This window comes from Dactylosporangium thailandense, from assembly GCF_059739745.1.
Window position 1 is genome coordinate 8,080,580 of the sequence record NZ_AP029195.1, and the last position, 18,122, is coordinate 8,098,701.

The 18,122-nt window shown below is 72.5% G+C and carries 17 protein-coding genes; 1 reads left to right on the forward strand and 16 read right to left on the reverse strand.

Annotated elements, in window-relative coordinates:
- Window position 1: 1 nt before the first annotated feature.
- From thyX to AC6JBM_RS35935, 4 genes are all read right to left on the reverse strand, one after another.
- Window positions 2-739, reverse strand: coding sequence for an FAD-dependent thymidylate synthase (gene thyX, locus AC6JBM_RS35920; RefSeq protein ID WP_497978396.1), 738 nt, complete (start codon window positions 737-739; stop codon window positions 2-4).
- Between the two features lie 405 nt (window positions 740-1,144).
- Window positions 1,145-1,717 carry a DUF2752 domain-containing protein gene (locus tag AC6JBM_RS35925; RefSeq protein WP_497978397.1) on the reverse strand — a complete coding sequence of 191 codons (573 nt, stop codon included), beginning with the start codon at window positions 1,715-1,717 and terminating at the stop codon, window positions 1,145-1,147.
- A gap of 333 nt (window positions 1,718-2,050) precedes the next feature.
- Entirely contained in the window at window positions 2,051-3,289 is a 1,239-nt protein-coding gene (locus AC6JBM_RS35930; protein WP_497978398.1) for a winged helix-turn-helix domain-containing protein, read from the reverse strand.
- A 496-nt stretch (window positions 3,290-3,785) separates the two neighbouring features.
- Window positions 3,786-5,141, reverse strand: coding sequence for a glycosyltransferase family 87 protein (locus AC6JBM_RS35935; protein WP_497978399.1), 1,356 nt, complete (start codon window positions 5,139-5,141; stop codon window positions 3,786-3,788).
- Between the two features lie 169 nt (window positions 5,142-5,310).
- Between AC6JBM_RS35935 and AC6JBM_RS35940 the strand changes: the two genes are divergently transcribed.
- Window positions 5,311-5,922 (forward strand): GNAT family N-acetyltransferase, encoded by a 612-nt coding sequence (locus AC6JBM_RS35940; protein ID WP_497978400.1) that lies wholly within the window; start codon window positions 5,311-5,313, stop codon window positions 5,920-5,922.
- Window positions 5,923-5,969: 47 nt separating this feature from the next.
- Here AC6JBM_RS35940 and dapB read toward each other — a convergent pair whose 3' ends face one another.
- The 12 genes from dapB to rbfA all read right to left on the reverse strand — a co-directional run bounded on the left by dapB (window position 5,970) and on the right by rbfA (window position 18,010).
- Window positions 5,970-6,704 (reverse strand): 4-hydroxy-tetrahydrodipicolinate reductase, encoded by a 735-nt coding sequence (gene dapB, locus AC6JBM_RS35945; protein ID WP_350621142.1) that lies wholly within the window; start codon window positions 6,702-6,704, stop codon window positions 5,970-5,972.
- Between the two features lie 26 nt (window positions 6,705-6,730).
- On the reverse strand, window positions 6,731-8,050 hold the full coding sequence (locus tag AC6JBM_RS35950) for a M16 family metallopeptidase (protein ID WP_497978401.1): 1,320 nt from the start codon (window positions 8,048-8,050) through the stop codon (window positions 6,731-6,733).
- A gap of 3 nt (window positions 8,051-8,053) precedes the next feature.
- Window positions 8,054-10,441 (reverse strand): polyribonucleotide nucleotidyltransferase, encoded by a 2,388-nt coding sequence (locus AC6JBM_RS35955; protein WP_497978402.1) that lies wholly within the window; start codon window positions 10,439-10,441, stop codon window positions 8,054-8,056.
- 212 nt (window positions 10,442-10,653) lie between these two features.
- Entirely contained in the window at window positions 10,654-10,923 is a 270-nt protein-coding gene (gene rpsO, locus AC6JBM_RS35960) for a 30S ribosomal protein S15 (protein ID WP_350620940.1), read from the reverse strand.
- Window positions 10,924-11,030: 107 nt separating this feature from the next.
- Window positions 11,031-11,978 (reverse strand): bifunctional riboflavin kinase/FAD synthetase, encoded by a 948-nt coding sequence (locus AC6JBM_RS35965; protein ID WP_497978403.1) that lies wholly within the window; start codon window positions 11,976-11,978, stop codon window positions 11,031-11,033.
- Window positions 11,979-12,115: 137 nt separating this feature from the next.
- Window positions 12,116-13,006 carry a tRNA pseudouridine(55) synthase TruB gene (truB, locus tag AC6JBM_RS35970; protein ID WP_497978404.1) on the reverse strand — a complete coding sequence of 297 codons (891 nt, stop codon included), beginning with the start codon at window positions 13,004-13,006 and terminating at the stop codon, window positions 12,116-12,118.
- A 17-nt stretch (window positions 13,007-13,023) separates the two neighbouring features.
- Window positions 13,024-13,929, reverse strand: a complete 906-nt coding sequence (locus tag AC6JBM_RS35975) for a DUF3626 domain-containing protein (RefSeq protein WP_497978405.1) — start codon at window positions 13,927-13,929, stop codon at window positions 13,024-13,026.
- A 4-nt stretch (window positions 13,930-13,933) separates the two neighbouring features.
- On the reverse strand, window positions 13,934-15,220 hold the full coding sequence (locus AC6JBM_RS35980) for an MATE family efflux transporter (RefSeq protein ID WP_497986586.1): 1,287 nt from the start codon (window positions 15,218-15,220) through the stop codon (window positions 13,934-13,936).
- Between the two features lie 586 nt (window positions 15,221-15,806).
- The gene (locus AC6JBM_RS35985; RefSeq protein WP_350621146.1) at window positions 15,807-16,010 is read right to left on the reverse strand and encodes a DUF6186 family protein; all 204 of its coding nucleotides are present in this window, start codon (window positions 16,008-16,010) and stop codon (window positions 15,807-15,809) included.
- Window positions 16,011-16,021: 11 nt separating this feature from the next.
- Window positions 16,022-16,423, reverse strand: coding sequence for a hypothetical protein (locus AC6JBM_RS35990; RefSeq protein ID WP_350620948.1), 402 nt, complete (start codon window positions 16,421-16,423; stop codon window positions 16,022-16,024).
- Window positions 16,424-16,463: 40 nt separating this feature from the next.
- Window positions 16,464-17,534, reverse strand: a complete 1,071-nt coding sequence (locus AC6JBM_RS35995) for a DHH family phosphoesterase (protein WP_497978406.1) — start codon at window positions 17,532-17,534, stop codon at window positions 16,464-16,466.
- Complete coding sequence (gene rbfA / locus AC6JBM_RS36000; protein WP_497978407.1) at window positions 17,531-18,010, reverse strand: 30S ribosome-binding factor RbfA; 480 nt, start codon at window positions 18,008-18,010, stop codon at window positions 17,531-17,533. Before rbfA ends, AC6JBM_RS35995 begins: the two co-directional genes overlap by 4 nt.
- Between the last annotated feature and the right edge of the window lie 112 nt (window positions 18,011-18,122).

Here is an 18,122-nt window from a genome sequence, read left to right on the forward strand (position 1 = left end):
CTCAAGATTCCCAGGTGTACTGCGGCGACGCCACCTCGGTGCCGTCGGCGAGCTCGCTGATCGTGAAATCCCCGAACACGCTGGGCGCGACCCGCTGCAGTTCCCGCAGGCAGGCGACCGCCACCTCGCGGATCTCCACGTCGGCGCCCTCGCTCGCGCGCATGGTCACGAAGTGCCGCCAGGCCCGGTAGTTCCCGGTCACCACGATCCGCGTCTCGGCCGCGTTCGGCAGCACCGCCCGCGCCGCCTGCCGCGCCTGCTTGCGCCGCGAGGTCTTGTTCTCGACGTCGGCGAACTTGGCCTCGAGCCCTTCGAGCAGCTCGTTGTACGCCTTGAGCGCCGCCTCACCCGCCTCGACGAACGTCTTGTGCAACGCGGGGTCCTCGGCGATCACGGCCGGCTCGACCATGACCTGCTCGCGCCCGGGCACGTACCGCTGGGACAGCTGCGAGTAGGAGAAGTGCCGGTGCCGCACGAGCTCGTGCGTGAACGACCGCGAGACGCCGGTCAGGTAGAACGTCACGGTGCCGTGCTCGAGCACGCTCAGGTGGCCGACCTCGAGGATGTGCTTGAGGTACCCGGCGTTCGTGGCCGTCGCAGGGTTCGGCTTGCTCCACGACTGGTAGCACGCGCGGCCGGCGAACTCGGCGAGCGCCTCCCCGCCTTCGGCGTCGGTTTCCCAGGGCACCTCGGAGGGCGGCTCGAAGTGCGTCCAGGCGATGGCTTTGACGGAGAGCATTTGCAGAGCGTACTAGCCCTGACGATTTCGGCTGTCAAGCCCTGCCGAGCGCGGAGTCGTCGATCACACCCACGCGCCACCGCACACGGACGCGGACACGGCACCCTCGCGGACGGCCGCGCGGGCGGAGGCGCGCGGGCGCGGGGGCGGGGCGCGCGGGCGCGGGGGCGAGGCGCGGGGGCGAGGCGCGCGGGCGCGGGGGCGAGGCGCGGGGGCGAGGCGCGCGGGCGCGGGGGCGAGGCGCGCGGGCGCGGGGCGGCGCGTTGTCCCAGCCAGGCGGCGGCGAAGTCGCGGAAGGCTCAGGCCGATCGCGCGAACGCATCCAGCGGCGCCTGGCCCCTCTCGCACGGGGTCATCGGACGAAGCGCGCTCACGTGGCCGGGCCGCGACGGGCGCGCGGGGTGGCTAGACGAAGAAGTAGGTGAACGGGGCCCACGGCAGGTTGCGCAGGATGCTGAAGACCAGCCAGGCAACCAGGAAGCCGATCAGCGCGCCGTTCGAGATGCGCAGCATGGGCAGCTTGAAGCGCAGGTTCAGCTTGTTCACGGTCCAGGCCACGTAGAGGTACGCCAGGAACGGGGCGGCGAAGACCAGCATGGCGTGGTGGTGGGCGGCCGCGGGGATGTCGCCGTGCAGCATGTACCACGCGGCACGGGTCCCGCCGCAGCCCGGGCAGTCGAAGCCGGTCAGCAGCTTGACCAGGCACGTCGGCGGGTCGGAGGCGCCGGCGCTCGTGGGCTTCATGAGCAGCGTGTACGCCACGCCGCCCGAGATCAGTGCGCCCACCCCGGCCGGGCCGGCCCAGGCCGGCAGGCGCTCGATCAGGCGCTGGAAGCGGCCCTTGGGGGGCTGGTAGGCATAGTGGTACACCGGCGGCAGCGACACGCTCGTGGGCGTGGTGGGCGCGCCCAGCTCGGGCACGTCGGGCAGCACTCCCTCGAGTGACCCGGGCACGGGGGCCGAGATCGGTGACGTCACAAAACCAAGCTACACCGGCCCGGCCAGCCATCGACCATCCGGAAGTCCCGTGAGATCAATCCGAAGGACGACAACCCGGGCTCTTCGCGGCTCCAACGTGCCCGGGGTACGACGGACCCGCCGCGGCCGCGAGGAGACCTGGCCGCCGCAGCCACAAGAGGCGCCTCCGCCCACACAGACGAGCTCACGGCCGGGCCCGAAAGCGCGGGGCGTAACCGTCGTAGCCGAAGCCCGAGCGCACGACCCACACGCGGAGCCAACCCACGGCCGAGGCACAAGCGCCCGGCCCGAAGGCGCGAAGCGAGCCCGTGGCCAAGGCCGAAGCGGTGGGGCCTAGGGCAGCGACGAGGACAACGCCTTGGCCAGGGGCTCGGCGAAGTCGCCGCGCTGGGGCAGGTCCACCTCCGACAGGCCCAGCCAGCCCGCGAACCGCCGCAGCTCCGCCGCCAGCGCCTCGGCGACCTCGCCCGGAGCCGGCGCGCCGCGGCCCTTCAGGGGCTCGATCCACGCCGCCGGGACCTGCAGCACGCCGGCCTTGCGGTCCGCCTTGAGGTCGACGCGGGCCACCAGGCGGTCGCCGAGGAGGAAGGGCAGGACGTAGTACCCGTACAACCGCTGCAGCGGAGGCACGTAGATCTCGATGCGATAGTTGAACCCGAACAGGCGCTCGACCCGGGCGCGCTCCCACATCAGCGGGTCGAAGGGGCTCACCAGGGTCGCGGCGGTGATGCGGCGCGGGGCGCGGGCCTCGGCGTGCAGGTAGGCGCGCGGCGTCCAGCCCTCGACCTCGACGGGCACGAGCTCGCCCGCCTCCACCAGGTCGGCGATCGCCTGGCGGGCCCCGGCCAGCGGGAGCCGGAAGTAGTCGCGCAGCTCCGGCTCGGCGGCCACGCCCAGGCCGCGGGCGGCGACGCGGACCAACTCCCGGTACGACTCCTCATCACTCGGCGTGGGTGCGTTCACGATCTCGGGCGGCAGGATGCGCTCCGGCACGTCGTAGACGCGGGCGAAGGCGGAGTTGCGGCGGGCGACGCTCACCTCGCCGGTGTAGAAGAGCCACTCGATCGCGGTCTTGGTGTCGGACCAGTTCCAGCCCCAGTGGTCCTTGCGCCGCGGCTGCACCAGGTCGCCCTCGACCTCGGCGGCGCTGATCGGCCCCTTGGCGCGGATCTCCTCGAGCACCCAGCGGACGAGTTCGGGCTGCTCGCGGGCGATGCGCTGCATGCGGCCCCAGGCGGCACCGGAGCGCATGCGCCAGCGCAGCATCGGCTGGAGCCGGACGGGCACGAGGGAGGCCTCATGCGCCCAGTACTCGAACAGCTCCCGCGGCCGGCGATAGGCCAGCCGGTCCAGGAGCGCCGGGTCGTAGGGGCCGAGGCGGCTGTAGGCGGGCAGGTAATGCGCGCGCTGGACGATGTTGACCGAGTCGATCTGCAGCAGCCCCGTGCGCTCCAGCACGCGGCGAAGGTGGCGGCGCTCGGGGACGGCCCCGGGCACCCGGTCGGCGAAGCCCGAGGCGGCGAGGGCGATCCGGCGGGCCTGGGTCAGCGTCAGGTACTCGCTCATCGCCAAGGAGGCTAGCGCGAGGGTACGACAGAATTTGGATTCCGGCATTTCGCCTGTCGGGGTATAAATCCGATAAGTCGTGGCGCGGAGCGCCCGACTTATCGAAAAGCACCGCAGTGCGCATCCGAGAGCGGCCCGGCGCGGCACGCAGACCAGCGCAGCACGGCCCAGCGCAGCACGGCCCGGCCCAACGCGGCCCGACGTGGCACGCAGACCAGCGCAGACCAGCGCGGCACGGCCGGCCCAACGCGGCCCGGCGCGGCTTGGCTCGGCCCGGCGCGGCTTGGCGCGCAGCACGGCCGGCGCGGCCAGCACCGTCGAACGGCCCGGCGAGCAGCGCGGCGCCGAGCGGAGCGCGGAACAGCGCGGCTCACAAGGGAAGCAGCGCGGCGCGGAGTGCGGAAGCAGCGCCAAGCAGAGCGCCCGACCTAGAGCCAAACAGAGCGGCCCGGCGCCCCCGCAGCAGCAGGGAGTCGCCAGGCCGAGCAGAGCAGAGCAGCGGTCAAGCGCCGACCAACGGCCGCCGCGGCTCCTCCCGCGCGTGAAACGCCTCGGTGACCTTGCGGTCGATCTCCACGAGATCGGGATCGGGCACGTCCTCGACGCTCGGGCCGCCCGCCTCCCCCGGCTCGCCCGAAGGCCGCTGGCTCGCCCCGGTGTCCGCGGGCTCCCGGATCGGCAGGCCGAACAGGAGGCCGATCATCAGCAGGATGTACGCGTTGCTGCCGATCAGGCCGAGCCCGTCGAACTTCGCGTGGAAGGCCCACGGCGTGCGGCTGCACAGCAGCGCGAACGAGAACCCGAAGAGGATCGCGAGGTTGCGCCGGCGCCGGGGGTCGAGGGAGCGGTCGGTCGCGTAGTCGAAGAGCACCACGATCGCGGGGATCGTCCACACGAGGTGGTGAATCCAGGTGATCGGGCTGACCATGCACCCCACGAGCCCGGTCAGCGCCAGCCCAGCGACCTCGTCGCGGTGCTTGACGGCGCGGCGGGCGCGCCAGTACCAGACCGCGAGCGTGATCAGCACGAGCAGCAGCCACAGCGGCTTCATCGGCTCCGGGTTGAAGATCCGCCCGACGAGGCCGGTGAGCGCCTGGTTCGACACGAACGTCGGCGAGCCCACGCGGTCGGTGTTCCACACCGCGTCGGTCCAGAAGACGCGGGAGGCGTCGGGGGCGAACGTCGCCGCGAGCCAGGTCGCGGCCGTGGCGGTCGCGGCCGAGACGGCGGCGGCGCGCCAGCGGCGGGTGATCACCAGGTAGACGATGAAGACGCCCGGGGTGAGCTTGATCGCGGTGGCCAGGCCGATGCCGATGCCGCCGAGCTTGTGCCCGTTGCGCACCAGCAGCATCACGTCGGCGACCACGAGGAACAGCACGAGGATGTTGACCTGGCCGAAGTTCACGGTCTCGCGCACCGGCTCGAAGGCCGCGGCGAGCGCCATGGCGATGCCCATCGCGTACCAGTACGACCAGCCCTGCCGCTTGAACACCGGGCCGAGCAGCCAGGTGAAGATCGCGAGCATGGCCACCACGTTCATGGTCACGCTGATCGCGATGGCGGTGTTCCAGCTGATCAGCGACATCGGCGTCATGAGCGCGGCGGCGAACGGCGGATACGTGAAGCCGTACGGCGTGCCGGGCGTCAGGTAGTCGTAGATGTCTCCGCCGCGGTTGACCCAGTAGTCCATCGCGCCGTAGTAGACCTTGAGGTCGAAGAACCCGTTGTGCGCCGCGGCCACCACAAGGAAGCCCCACACGACGGCCCAGACGGCCACCACGATGAGCGCCTTCCGGACGCCGGGCCGCAGCCTGGGCCGGACGGCGCTCGCTTCGGCGTCCCGTCCCCGCTCCGCCACCTGATCTGCCCTCCTGCTCACCGCTGCCGACATCCAACTAGGCCGAGACTGCCATCAAAGCCTCAGAGTCCCGTCACAGAAGACCCAACGGTCTCGCAGGCCGAACTGTGACGTGCGGGCGCTACCCCGCCGAGTCGTGCTTCACACAAAATCCGTAGGCTGCTGCTTCATGACGCTCGGGTTCGTCCGTCCGGCGCGGCTCGACGACGTCGTCGAGATCGCGCGTGTCCAACTCTCGACCTGGCGGGTCGCGTATCGGCGACTGCTGCCCAAACACATCCTCGACCGTCTGGACGAGGACTGGATTACCCGCAGGTGGCGAGACGCAATCGCGGAGCCGCCGAGTCCGAAGCACCGGGTGCTCGTGGCGGTGGAACAGGTCGATTCGCCCGGCTCCACGCCAGAGTCAGCATACGTCGTGGGTTTTGCCGCGTCAGGTCCGGCAGACGACAGCGTGCTCGCCCCGGACGAAGATCACACCGTCCTTGACAAGGCATTTGCGTCCGCCGCGGCGATCACGGACGTGCTGGTCGAGCCCCGTTGGGGGCGCCGCGGCCACGGCAGCCGTTTGCTGGCGGCAAGTGTGGATTTGTGGCGGTCTGACGGATTCACGACAGCGCTTGCGTGGACGTTCGCTGACGACGGTGTTACGCGTCGATTTCTCGAAGGGGCCGGCTGGGCGCCCGACGGGGTCGGGCGCTCGCTGGACATCGATGATCTGCTGGTGCCGCAGGTACGGTGGCACACGTCACTCGAGGAACCGCCCGTTATCGGCGCGTGACGGTGTTGCGGCCCAATGGAGGCCCGCCGTTCCCAGGATGTGGACGATCAGCCGAGCAGCTCGCCGAGCCCGACCGTGAGGCCCGGGCGGGTGATGACGGAGCGCACCGCCAGCAGTACACCCGGCATGAACGAGACCCGATCGTAGGAGTCGTGCCGCAGGGTCAGGGTCTCCCCCGCGGTGCCGAAGAGCACCTCCTGGTGGGCGACCAGGCCGGTGGCGCGCAGCGCGTGCACGCGAACGCCCTCAACGTCGCTGCCGCGGGCGCCGGCCATCTCCTCCTTGGTCGCGTCGGGGACCGGCCCCAGGCCGGCCTCGGCGCGCGCCTCGGCGATGATCTGCGCGGTGCGCAGGGCGGTGCCGCTCGGGGCGTCGATCTTCTTGGGGTGGTGCATCTCGACGATCTCGACCGACTCGAAGTGCCGGGCGGCCTTGGCGGCGAACTCCATCAGCAGCACCGCCCCGATGGCGAAGTTCGGCGCGATCACCACCCCGAGCTCCGGGTGGGCGGCGACCTTGTCCCGCACGAGCTCGATCCGCTCGGCGGTGAACCCGGAGGTGCCGATCACCATGCTGATGCCGTGCTCGAGGCAGAAGTCGATGTTGGCGAACACGGCGTCGGGCGTGGTGAAGTCCACCATCACCTGGACGCCCCGCACGTCCTCGAGCACGTCGCCCGCGTCGGCCGCGGCCACGAGGACCATGTCGTCGGCGCCGCTGACAGCGTTGACCACCTCGGTGCCCATGCGGCCCCGCGCACCCAGCACCCCGACCCGGATCATCTCAGTCACGCGACCAAACTAGCGGGTCAGCTCAGGGCGTCCGCGAACGCCCCTTGCTCGAAGTCACCGATGACGGCCAGCGACATCGGGCGCGCCAGCAGCTCCTCGGTGACCTTGCGGACCTGCTCGGGGGTGACCTCGTCGACGCGGCGCAGCACCTCGTCGACGGAGAGCAGCTCGTCGTACAGCAGCTCGCCCTTGCCCAACCGGCTCATGCGGGAGCCGGTGTCCTCGAGCCCGAGCACCACGGCGCCCTTGAGCATGCCCTTGCCCCGCTCGACCTCGGCGTCGGTGAGGCCCTCGGCCGCGATCCGGGTGAGCTCCTCGCGGGTGATGGCGAGGACCTCCTCCACCTTGCCGGGCGCGCACCCGGCGTACACGCCGAAAAGCCCGGCGTCGCTGTACTGCGACGTGAAGGAGTACACCGAGTAGGCGAGGCCGCGCTGTTCCCGGATCACCTGGAACAGCCGGCTCGACATGCCGCCGCCGAGCACGTTGTTGAGCGCGCCGAGCGCCCAGCGGTCCTCGTGCTGGCGCGGGTAGCCCGAGCAGCCCAGCACCAGGTGCGCCTGCTCGGTGTCCTTGTTGCGCACGACGATCTGCCCGGAGCGGGTCGGCACCTTGGCGGTGCGCGAGCGCCGGGGCGCGGGCACGGCCGCGTCGCCCCAGCCCGCCCGGTCGAACGCCGCGCGGACGGCCCGGACCACCTTGGCGTGGTCGAGGTTGCCCGCGGCGGCGATGACCATGGTCTCGGGGCGGTACCGGCGGCGGTAGAAGCCGTCGATCTGCTTGCGCGTCAACGCCGAGATGCTCGCCACGGTGCCGGAGATCTGGCGGCCGAGCGGGTGCGTGCCGTACACGGCCTCGGTGAAGACGTCGTGCACCTCGTCGCCGGGCTCGTCGTCGTGCATGGCGATCTCCTCGAGGATCACCCCACGCTCGACCTCGACGTCCGCCTCGGTCAGCACCGAGTCGGTCACGAGGTCACAGACGACGTCGATGGCCAGCGGCAGGTCCGCGTCGAGCACCCGCGCGTAGTAGCACGTGTACTCCTTCGCGGTGAACGCGTTGGTCTCCCCGCCGACCGCCTCGATCTGCGCGGAGATGTCCAGCGCGGTGCGCCGCTTGGTGCCCTTGAACAGCAGGTGCTCGAGGAAGTGCGAGACGCCCGACAGCGTGGGCGTCTCGTCCCGCGAGCCGATGCCGACCCAGACCCCGAACGAGACGCTCCGCATCGCGGGAATCGACTCGGTCAGGATCCGCAGCCCGTTGGGCAGCACGGTACGGCGTACCGTGCCGCCCAGCGGGTCGTCGGACAACGTCTGGGTCGTTGCTCGACTCGCCATAGGTCAGTCGCGCCGGCTGCGCCGACGACGGAACTCGCCGCCCTCGCCGCCTTCTTCGCCGGCCGGGGCACCGCCCTCGCCACCCTCGGCGGACTGGCGGGGAGCCCGGTCGCCACGGTCGCGCCGCGGACCACGGTCACCGCGGTCGCCACGGTCGCCGCCGCTGCGGGCCGGGCGCTCGCCGCCCTCGGCCGGCGCCGGCGGCTGCTCGCCCTCGGCCAGCACCTTGTCGAGGTAGATCTTGCCGCGGTTGTCGATGTCCGCGATCTGCACCTCGACCTTGTCGCCGACGTTGAGGAAGTCCTCGACCTTCTCGACGCGCTTGCCGTTGCCCACCTTGGAGATGTGCAGCAGGCCGTCACGGCCGGGCAGCAGCGAGATGAACGCGCCGAACGCGGCCGTCTTCACCACGGTGCCGAGGAACTTGTCGCCGACCTTCGGCATGGTCGGGTTGGCGATCGCGTTGATCCGCTCGACCGCGGCCTCGGCCGACGGGCCGTCGGTCGCGCCGACGTAGATCGTGCCGTCGTCCTCGATGCTGATCTCGGCGCCGGTCTCGTCCTGGATCGCGTTGATGGTCTGGCCCTTGGGACCGATCACCATGCCGATCTTGTCGACCGGGATGCGCACCGTGGTGACCCGCGGCGCGTACTGGCTCATGCCCGCCGGCGACTCGATCGCCTCGGCCATCACGTCGAGGATGACGTGCCGCGCGTCGTGGGCCTGCTGCAGGGCGCCGGCCAGCACGTCCGACGGGATGCCGTCGAGCTTGGTGTCCAGCTGCAGCGCGGTGACGAACTCACGGGTGCCGGCGACCTTGAAGTCCATGTCGCCGAACGCGTCCTCGGCGCCGAGGATGTCGGTCAGCGTGACGTACGACGTCTTGCCGTCGACCTCGTCGGAGATCAGGCCCATCGCGATGCCCGCGACCGGCGCCTTGAGCGGCACGCCGGCCGACAGCAGCGCCATGGTGGAGGCGCAGACCGAGCCCATGCTGGTCGAGCCGTTGGAGCCCAGCGCCTCGGAGACCTGCCGGATCGCGTACGGGAACTCCTCGCGCGTCGGCAGGACCGGGATCAGGGCCCGCTCGGCGAGCGCGCCGTGGCCGATCTCGCGACGCTTCGGGGCGCCCACGCGGCCGGTCTCACCGGTGCTGTACGGCGGGAAGTTGTAGTTGTGCATGTAGCGCTTGGACTTCTCCGGCGCCAGGGTGTCCAGCGTCTGCTCCATGCGCAGCATGTTCAGCGTGGTGACGCCCAGGATCTGCGTCTCGCCGCGCTCGAACAGCGCCGAGCCGTGCACGCGGGGCAGGACCTGCACCTCGGCGGTCAGCGGCCGGATGTCGCGCGGGCCGCGGCCGTCGATGCGGACCTGCTCGCGCAGCACGCGGGCGCGGACCTCGTTCTTGGTCAGCGAGCGCAGCGCGGCGCCGATCTCCTTCTCGCGCCCCTCGAGCTGGCCGGCGACGCGCTCGAAGGCGGCCTCCTTGACCCGGTCGAGGGCCTCCTCGCGCTCCGCCTTGCCGGCGATGCGCAGGGCCTCGGCGACCTCGTCCTTCACCGCGCCGGCGACGGCCTCGTAGGCGTCGGGCTGGTAGTCGAGGAAGGTCGGGAACTCCTGCACCGGCTTCGCGGCCACGTCGGCCAGCTCGGCCTGGGCCCGGCACAGCTCGCGGATCGCGGGCTTGGACGCCTCGAGACCGCCGGCGACGACCTCCTCGGTCGGCGCGGGCGCGCCACCGGCGACGAGGGCGACGGTGTGCTCGGTGGCCTCGGCCTCGACCATCATGATCGCGACGTCGCCGTCGGGCAGGACCCGGCCGGCCACGACCATGTCGAAGGTGGCCCGGCCGAGCTCCTCGACGGTCGGGAACGCCACCCACTGCCCGTCGATGTGGGCCATGCGGGTCGCGCCGATCGGGCCGGAGAACGGCAGGCCCGAGAGCTTGGTCGACAGCGAGGCGGCGTTGATCGCCACGACGTCGTACGGGTGGGCCGGGTCGAGCGCGAGAACGGTCTCGACGACCTGGACCTCGTTGCGCAGGCCCTTGACGAAGGACGGGCGCAGCGGGCGGTCGATGAGCCGGCAGGTGAGGATCGCGTCCTCGCTGGGCCGGCCCTCGCGGCGGAAGAAGGAGCCGGGGATGCGCCCGGCCGCGTACATGCGCTCCTCGACGTCCACCGTGAGCGGGAAGAAGTCGAACTGGTCCTTGGGCTGCTTGCCGGCGGTCGTCGCGGACATCACGACGGTCTCGCCGAGCTGGGCCAGGGCCGAGCCGGCCGCCTGACGGGCGAGGCGCCCGGTGGAGAAGGTGATCTCCCGGGTGCCGAACGAGCCGTTGTCGATGACGGCCTTGCTGCTGTGGGTACCGAGAGTGCTCTGCTCGGTCATGTGTGGTGTAGCTCCCTTTTGGGTCGTTGGTTCGCCCTCGGCGGAGCTGTCTGCGGCCGGTCTTCGATCGAAGCTCACGGGGTGAGTCCTTCACCCGGAAGCCACTACCGAGGACCGGTGCGCCGACCCGCTCGGCGGGGCGCTGCCATTTCAGTGTGTCACTACTCGACGGGGGAGCGGCGGATCTCCGCCACTCCCCCGTTTGCGAGTCGTTATCGCCGCAGGCCGAGCCGCTCGATCAGCGAGCGGTAGCGGGCGATGTCGCTGCGCTGCAGGTAGTTCAGCAGGCGGCGGCGCCGGCCGACCAGCAGGAGCAGGCCGCGGCGGCTGTGGTGGTCGTGCTTGTGCTGCTTGAGGTGCTCAGTGAGGTCCGCGATCCGCTTGGTCAGCATCGCCACCTGGACCTCCGGCGAACCGGTGTCGCCCTCGGCGGTCGCGTACTTGCCCATGATCTCGGTCTTCTGCGCAGAGTCGAGCGCCATGATCTCCCTTTGCCGTGGATTCGTCGGCCGGCTCCCGCGGCGTCGTGCAGGCAGCCTGACCCCCGCCGGTCACCCGGCGTCAATCCAAGGCTAACAGACCGGCCGGTTCACGCCCGCATCGGACCGTTGCGCAGCACGTCGCGAGTCTGCTCGACGTCCTCCGCGATCTGCGCGATGAGCGGCTCGATGCCCTGGTAGACGCGCTGCTCGCGCAGGCGGTCGGCGAAGTCGAGGCTCACCCGCTCGCCGTAGAGGTCACCCTCGAAGTCGAGCACGAACGCCTCGACGCGCCGCTCCTTGCCGGAGAAGGTCGGGTTGGTGCCGATCGACACCGCCGCCGGCAGCCGGGCACCGTCGCGGTCCCGGTTGAGCCACGCCGCGTAGATGCCGTCCGCGGGCACCGCCGAGCGGGCCGGGACGAGCAGGTTGGCGGTGGGAAAGCCCAGCTCACGACCCCGCTGGTCACCCCGCACCACGACACCCTCGAGCCGGTGCGGCCGTCCGAGCGCGCGCGCCGCCGCCACGACGTCACCCGCGTCGACGCAGCTTCGGATGTACGTCGAGGAGAACACCGTCCCCTCGTCCGCGACGAGCGGCGCTCCCTCGACCGCGAACCCGAACGTGCGCCCGAGCCGCGTGAGCAGCTCCACGTCGCCGGCCTGCCGGTGGCCGAAGCGGAAGTTCTCGCCGACCACGACCAGGGCCGTGTGCAGGTGCTCGACGAGCGCGTCGTGGACGAACTCCTCCGGCTCCAGCCGCGAATACTCCGCCGTGAACGGGATCACGCACAGCACGTCGACGCCGAGCGCCTCGATGAGCTCCGCCTTGCGCGCGGGCTCGGTCAGCACCGCCGGGTGCGAGCCGGGGCGCACGACCTCGGCCGGGTGCGGGTCGAACGTGACGACGACCGAACGCACGCCGAGCTCGCCGGCCCGCTTCACGGCGTGGCCGATGATCTGCTGGTGGCCGCGGTGGACGCCGTCGAAGACCCCGATCGTCGTGACCGCGCGACCCCATCCCCCGGGCGCCGCCTGGGTCCCCCGCCACCGCTGCATGCCGCTGAGCCTACTTGGCCGCCCCGCCGCCCTTCCCGGCGGCGCGGCGGGTCGCACTAGATCATGTCTTATGACCCGGCGGGGTATAAATCCGAAATGTCGTGGCGCGCCAGCGCCCGACATTTCGCCGCGGCCCGCTAGGGCACCAGCACGATCTCCGGGCGGGCCTTGCCGTCGCGCTCCTGGACGATCGCGAGCACGGTGCCGTCCGGGGCGAAGACCGCGTAGGGCTCCGCGATCCCGATCGGCGCGAGCGGCCCGCCGTGCGACAGCACCCGGGCCTCGTCCGGCGAGGCGTCGCGGCGCGGGAAGCAGCGGTCCGCGGCGGCGGGCAGCGGCATGGTCACGGGGTCCTCGAGCGCGGCGAGCTCGTCCAGGGTCGCGGCCTCGGCCAGCGTGAAGGCGCCCACCGCGGTGCGCCGCAGCGCCGTCAGGTGCCCGCCCACGCCGAGGGCCGCGCCCAGGTCGCGCGCGAGGGCGCGGATGTACGTGCCCGACGAGCAGGCCACGTCCACGTCGAGGTCCACGTGCGCGCCCACGCGGCGCACGGCGAGCGCGTCGAGGCGGGAGACGGTCACGGGGCGGGCGGCGAGCGCGACCTCCTCGCCGGAGCGGACGCGGTGGTAGGAGCGCACGCCGCCGACCTTGATGGCCGACACGGCGCTCGGGACCTGCAGAATGTCGCCTCGCAGCGGGGCCAGGGCGGTGTCGAGGTCCGCGTCGGTGACCGTCGAGGCGTCCGTGCGCGCGACGACCTCGCCCTCGGCGTCGTCGGTGACCGTGGACTCGCCGAGGCGGATCGTGGCCGTGTACTCCTTCGTGCTCCCGATCACGTACGTGAGCAGCCGCGTCGCCTTCTCCACGCCCACGATGAGCACGCCGGTGGCCATCGGGTCGAGGGTGCCGCCGTGCCCGACCCGCCGCGTCCGCGCGATGCGGCGCATGCGCGACACGACGTCGTGCGAGGTCATGCCGCCGGGCTTGTCGACGACGACAAGGCCGCCCGGGGTCGCCGCCTTCTGAGCCATGCGCGACACCCTAACGGTCAGCCGAACTGCACGAGGCAGTGCCACAAGTACTTGAGCGACTGCAGTACCTCGGGCGGGGAGCCCCAGGGCCCCGGGTCGCGGGCGGCGGCCCCGATGAGCGCCGGGTCCACGATCGGCACCCCGTAGTGCGCGCACAGCGAGCGGGCGAGCACCGGGATCTCGGGCCCGCGGAACTCGGCCGGGATGTCGGCCGGGGCGAGACGGAATCCGGGGCGCCACTCGACCGCCAGCCCGTAGCGCGCGGTGAGCTCGGCCGAGGCTTCGGCGGTACCGCATCCGGAGTCCTTGAAACAGCTGTCCAGCACCAGCGCCTCGACGTCGTCGGCCAGGCGCACGGGGCCGTGGATCTGGGCCTCGACGTAGTCGTCCAGCGCGCGCCCCGGCCCGCCCGGCCGCGGCCGGCTCAGCGCGTCCGCGCCGTGGTGGGCGTGCAGCGCGGCGAGCACGGCGCCGAACGTGTCCGCGGTCCCGGCCTCGGTCGGGTGCCGGGCGCTGTCGCCGAAGGTGAACGTCGCCCACTGCCGCACGTGCGGGCGCAGCCGCAGGTGGGCCGAGCCGAAGCGGGGCGCGGCGCCGTCGTCGTGGTGCAGGAGGTTGAGCGCGCCGTACTTCGGGCGGTCGGGCGCGCGGACGCCGGGCCGTTGGTAGGCGCCGCCGAACATCCGCTCCTCCCAGCGGTCGCGGTCGCCGCCCGGGAACGCGGTCAGGCCGCCGTTGGAGATGCCGGTCTCGAACTGGCTGCGGAAGCGCCCGTCGGCGAGGAGGCCGCCGATGACGGTGCCGCCGCCGACGCTGCGGTCCGGGTGGAAGTTGATCGTGATCGGCGCGTCGATGCCGAGGGCCGGGCCGCCACCGCGACCGCGCACGTAGGCGACGGCTTCGACCTGCGCCTCGGTCAGCACGGCGTCATCGTACGGCGCCGGCCACCGCCCAGCGGTCCCCCGCGAGCCGCCACAGCAGCCCGGCGAGGCGCAGCGCGATGAACAGCGTGAGCGCCGCCCACACGCCGCGCAGGCCGGCGCCGAGCAGGTACGCCAGCCAGATCCCCGGCAGGAACCCGCCCAGCGCGCTGACGAGCGTGAGGTTGCGCAGGTAGCCGACGTCCCCGGCGCCGAGGAAGACCCCGTCGAGGGCGAACACGACGCCCGCGGCCGGCATCATCGCCACGAAGAACCACCAGGCGTGGCGGGCCTGGGCGTACACCTCCGGGTCGGCCCCGAACCACGGCCGCACGGCGAGCAGCGCGGCCGCGACGAGCACGGCGAACCCGGCGCCGGCGATGAGCCCGGCGACCGTGATCCGCCGGGCGAGGTGGCGCGCCTCGGCGACGCGATCGCCCCCGAGCGCGGCCCCGACGAGCGACTGGGCCGCGATGGCCAGCGCGTCGAGGGCTAGGGCGGTGAAGAAGAACAACTGGATGGCGATCTGGTGCGCGGCGAGCGCGGCGTCGCCGAAGCGGGCCGCGACCGCGGACGCGGACAGGAAGCACGCCTGGAACGCGGCGCCGCGCAGCAGCAGGTCGCGCCCGAGCGCGAGCTGGCGGCCGATGACCGCGAGGTGCGGGCGCAGCGCGACGCGCTCGGACACGAGCGCCCGCACGAACAGCAGCCCGACGACGGTCTGGGCGGTGATGTTGGCGACGGCGGAGCCGGTGAGGCCGAGGCCGGCCGGGTACACCAGCAGCGGGCACAGCGCGGCGGAGAGCGCGTTGGCGGCGAGGACGTAGTAGAGCGGGCGGCGGGTGTCCTGCACGCCGCGCATCCAGCCGTTGCCGGCGGTGCCGAGCATGAGCCCGGGCGCGCCGAGCGCGGCGATGCGCAGCCAGCCCTCGGCGGTGGACGCGACCTCGCCCGTCCCGCCCGCGAGGACGCGGGTGAGCGGGCCGGCCGCGGCCTCGAGCACGAGCAGGATGACGACGCCGCCGCCGAGCGCGAGCCAGGAGGCCTGGACGCCCTCCTCCACCGCCTCCGCGCGCTGCCCGGCCCCGAAGCGGCGGGCGGCGCGGCCGGTGGTGCCGTAGGCGAGCACGGTGCCCAGCCACACCGCGAACGACATGACGGAGCCGCCGATGGCCAGCCCGGCGAGCTGGGTGCGCCCGAGATGGCCGACGACGGCGGTGTCCACGAGGACGTAGAGGGGTTCGGCGGCGAGTACCACGAGCGCCGGGATGGCCAGCGCGGCCACCCGGCGCATCGTGGGAGCCTGAATGACCGTCACCCGGTCATCGTAAGGTCTGGTAGTGCTCTCGGCAGTTACCGGGCGGCACAACCTCCGGGAAACCTTGACGTCGCACAGGGCGTCCCGGCTTCCCGGAGCTTGCGTCGGATCGGGTGCTCAGCCGCGGCGGTCCATGGACATCTGCAGCGCGGCGCGGGCGCGCTCGCGGGTGTCGGCGGCCGGCTCCTGCGGCTTCGGCTGGGGCTTCTGCTGCTCAGGCATGACGCTGGTCTCCTCTGGAGCATGGTGCTGATGGTCGGTGCGTACTCGGTCGCGCCGGGGTCACCGGTGGACACGCGCCGCACACGCCAAGGAGACCGACGTGGGTGGTGTCGGCCTGCTGACAGTGGTGGCTGCGCACGTATTGACTCGCTTCCGGCAGAGTTGATCGGGCCGTGTCACCCGCCGCCGGTCCGCCGCCTAGGAGCGGCGCGCCCGGGACGGGCAGCGAAGAATTCGTACTGTGCGCATATCCCTAAGTTATCGTTCAGGTCCAGTATGTGCGACGTTATCCCGCGATCTGGAACGGCGTGTCGCGGTCACGGAAGATCAATTTCCCAGCTCAGCGGGCCAGGAAATGCCAGCCGAGCCACCACCAGAAGCCGAACATGGCGATGCGGCCGACGGGCAGCGGACCCACGCGGTAGCGCATGACGACCCCGCACACGTCGCCGATGCCCGGCACCCGCGAGCCCTCGCGCCGGGAGGCGATCTCGACCGCCGCGAAGAGCCCGAGCGCCACGGTGAACAGCGCCGCGACGAGCACCTGCCCGGCGCTCACCGGCGCACCATCGCCCAGAACGCCCACAGCCAGCCGAAGTAGGCGGCCGCGCGGGCCCAGTAGTGCTCGAGCACCGGGTCGGCGAGGCGGGAGAGGGTCGGGTACGAGTGCGACCCGTTGAGGAACGTCGCGCCCTCGACGATGCCGAAGAGCAGCAGCGGCACCAGCCACCAGGCCGCCCCGCGCGGCAGCCGGGCCGGCGACGCCCGGCGCGGCACCGCGGCCGACATGCCGAGCCAGAACAGCACCCCGCCGGTGGCGAGGACGAGCAGGTTGGCCCGCAGCCCGAACGACGGCGAGGCGCCCCCGACGAGCGAGATGAGGGCGAAGACGGGTGTCAGCACTACCGGCCGGGCCCAGGCCCGGTCGACCTCCGCGGCAAGCTCGGGTCGGTCCATGTATCGATTGTCACCGCAACGGATGTGTCCGGGCCAGCCGTTATGTCCCGGAGATTCTCCCGGAGTTCACCCTGAGCCCGGCCGGGGCCGGCAGCAGCCCGCGGACGGCGTCGAGCACGTCCTCGACGCGCCCGGACGCGCTGAACCCGGCGGCGAAGCGGTGCCCACCGCCGCCCAGGGCCACGGCCACGGCGCTCACGTCGACGGCGCCCTTGCTGCGCAACGAGACCGACCACTCCCCCGCGCGCACCGGCTTGACCACGCACGCGACGTCGGCCTCGGCGACCGTGCGCACGGTGTCGATGAGCGCCTCGACGGCCGGCGGCGGCTGGTCGTGGGCGGCGAGGTCGTCGACGGTGAGATACGTCCACGCGAGCCCCAGCCCGCCCGCCGCCTCGGGCTCGAGGACCGTGCGGGCGAGGGCGACGCCGAAGAGCCGCAGCGCCCCGATCGGCCGCGTGTCGAACAGGCGCCGCGAGATCTCCCCGACGTCGATGCCGGTCGCGATCAGCCGCGCCGCGAGCTCGTGCACGGCCGGGGTGGTGGAGGCGAACTTGAACGAGCCGGTGTCGGTGGCCAGGGCCACGTAGAGGCACTCGGCGATGGCGGGATCCAGCGATATGCCCAGGCGGGAGAGCAGCCCGTCGGAGAGCACCGACGTGGCGGCCGCCGCGGGGTCCACGAGATTGATCCGCCCGAAGCCCGGGTTGGAGGCGTGGTGGTCGAGCACGATGCCGACGGGCGCGGCGCGCAGCCGGTCGGCCAGGCCGCCGAGCCGCTCGATGCTCGCCACGTCGAACACGAGCATCGCGTCCGGCGCCGGGTCGGCGTCCTCCTCGGCGACGAGCAGGTCGGTGCCGGGCAGCGTGTCGAACGGCGCGGGAAGGCGCATCGGCCCGGGGAACGTGGCCGCGAGGTGCCCGATGCCGAGCTCGCCCGCGACCGAGCGCAGCCCGAGCGCGACGCCGAGCATGCTGCCGAGCGCGTCGCCGTCGGGGTTCACATGGCAGGCGAGCAGCACCCGCGCGCCGGGCGGCAGCCCGCGCAACGCCGCGACGGCCGCCGCCCACGCATCCTGCGACGGGTGCACGGCGGCCGTCGCGGCGTTCACCGCCGGTCCTGGCCCACGACGACCTCGTCCTCGGCGTCCATCTCGTCCGCCTCGGCCTCGTCGTCGACCTTGTAGGGCTGCGGGTCGCCCGCGTAGTGCGCGCCGGCCGCGAGGCGCTGGACCTCGGCGTCGGCGCTGCGCGCGCTGGCCAGCAGCTCGTCGATGTGCTTGACCTGGTCGGACACGTCGTCGTGCACGAACGCCAGGCTCGGCGAGTGCCGCAGCCCGAGCGCCTTGCCGACGGTCGAGCGCAGCAGGCCCTTCGCGCTCTCCAGGGCGGCCGCGGTGCCCGCCTGGGCGGCCGCGTCGCCGAGCACGGTGTAGAACACGGTCGCCTCGCGCAGATCGGCCGTGATCCGCGCGTCGGTGATCGTGATCATGCCCAGCCGCGGGTCCTTGATCTGCGTCCGCACCACCGATGCGACCAGTTCTCGCACGCGCTCCGCGTGCCGCCGCACCTTCGCCGGATCCGTCATCTCGAACACCTCCGCAGCCAAACGGCCCGCCGGCCGGCCCCAAGGCCGGCCCGCCGGACCTGAAGATCTGACCAACGCCTTGACAGTACCCGCGCCTCGCCCGTGGAGCCGC

Excerpts from the sequence above, each read along its gene's own strand:
- thyX (WP_497978396.1), bottom strand. The coding sequence starts at position 739 with ATGCTCTCCGTCAAAGCCATCGCCTGGACGCACTTCGAGCCGCCCTCC.
- AC6JBM_RS35940 (WP_497978400.1), top strand. The coding sequence starts at position 5,311 with ATGACGCTCGGGTTCGTCCGTCCGGCGCGGCTCGACGACGTCGTCGAG.
- dapB (WP_350621142.1), bottom strand. The coding sequence starts at position 6,704 with ATGATCCGGGTCGGGGTGCTGGGTGCGCGGGGCCGCATGGGCACCGAG.
- AC6JBM_RS35950 (WP_497978401.1), bottom strand. The coding sequence starts at position 8,050 with ATGGCGAGTCGAGCAACGACCCAGACGTTGTCCGACGACCCGCTGGGC.
- AC6JBM_RS35955 (WP_497978402.1), bottom strand. The coding sequence starts at position 10,441 with ATGACCGAGCAGAGCACTCTCGGTACCCACAGCAGCAAGGCCGTCATC.
- rpsO (WP_350620940.1), bottom strand. The coding sequence starts at position 10,923 with ATGGCGCTCGACTCTGCGCAGAAGACCGAGATCATGGGCAAGTACGCG.
- AC6JBM_RS35965 (WP_497978403.1), bottom strand. The coding sequence starts at position 11,978 with ATGCAGCGGTGGCGGGGGACCCAGGCGGCGCCCGGGGGATGGGGTCGC.
- truB (WP_497978404.1), bottom strand. The coding sequence starts at position 13,006 with ATGGCTCAGAAGGCGGCGACCCCGGGCGGCCTTGTCGTCGTCGACAAG.
- AC6JBM_RS35980 (WP_497986586.1), bottom strand. The coding sequence starts at position 15,220 with ATGCGCCGGGTGGCCGCGCTGGCCATCCCGGCGCTCGTGGTACTCGCC.
- AC6JBM_RS35990 (WP_350620948.1), bottom strand. The coding sequence starts at position 16,423 with ATGGACCGACCCGAGCTTGCCGCGGAGGTCGACCGGGCCTGGGCCCGG.
- rbfA (WP_497978407.1), bottom strand. The coding sequence starts at position 18,010 with ATGACGGATCCGGCGAAGGTGCGGCGGCACGCGGAGCGCGTGCGAGAA.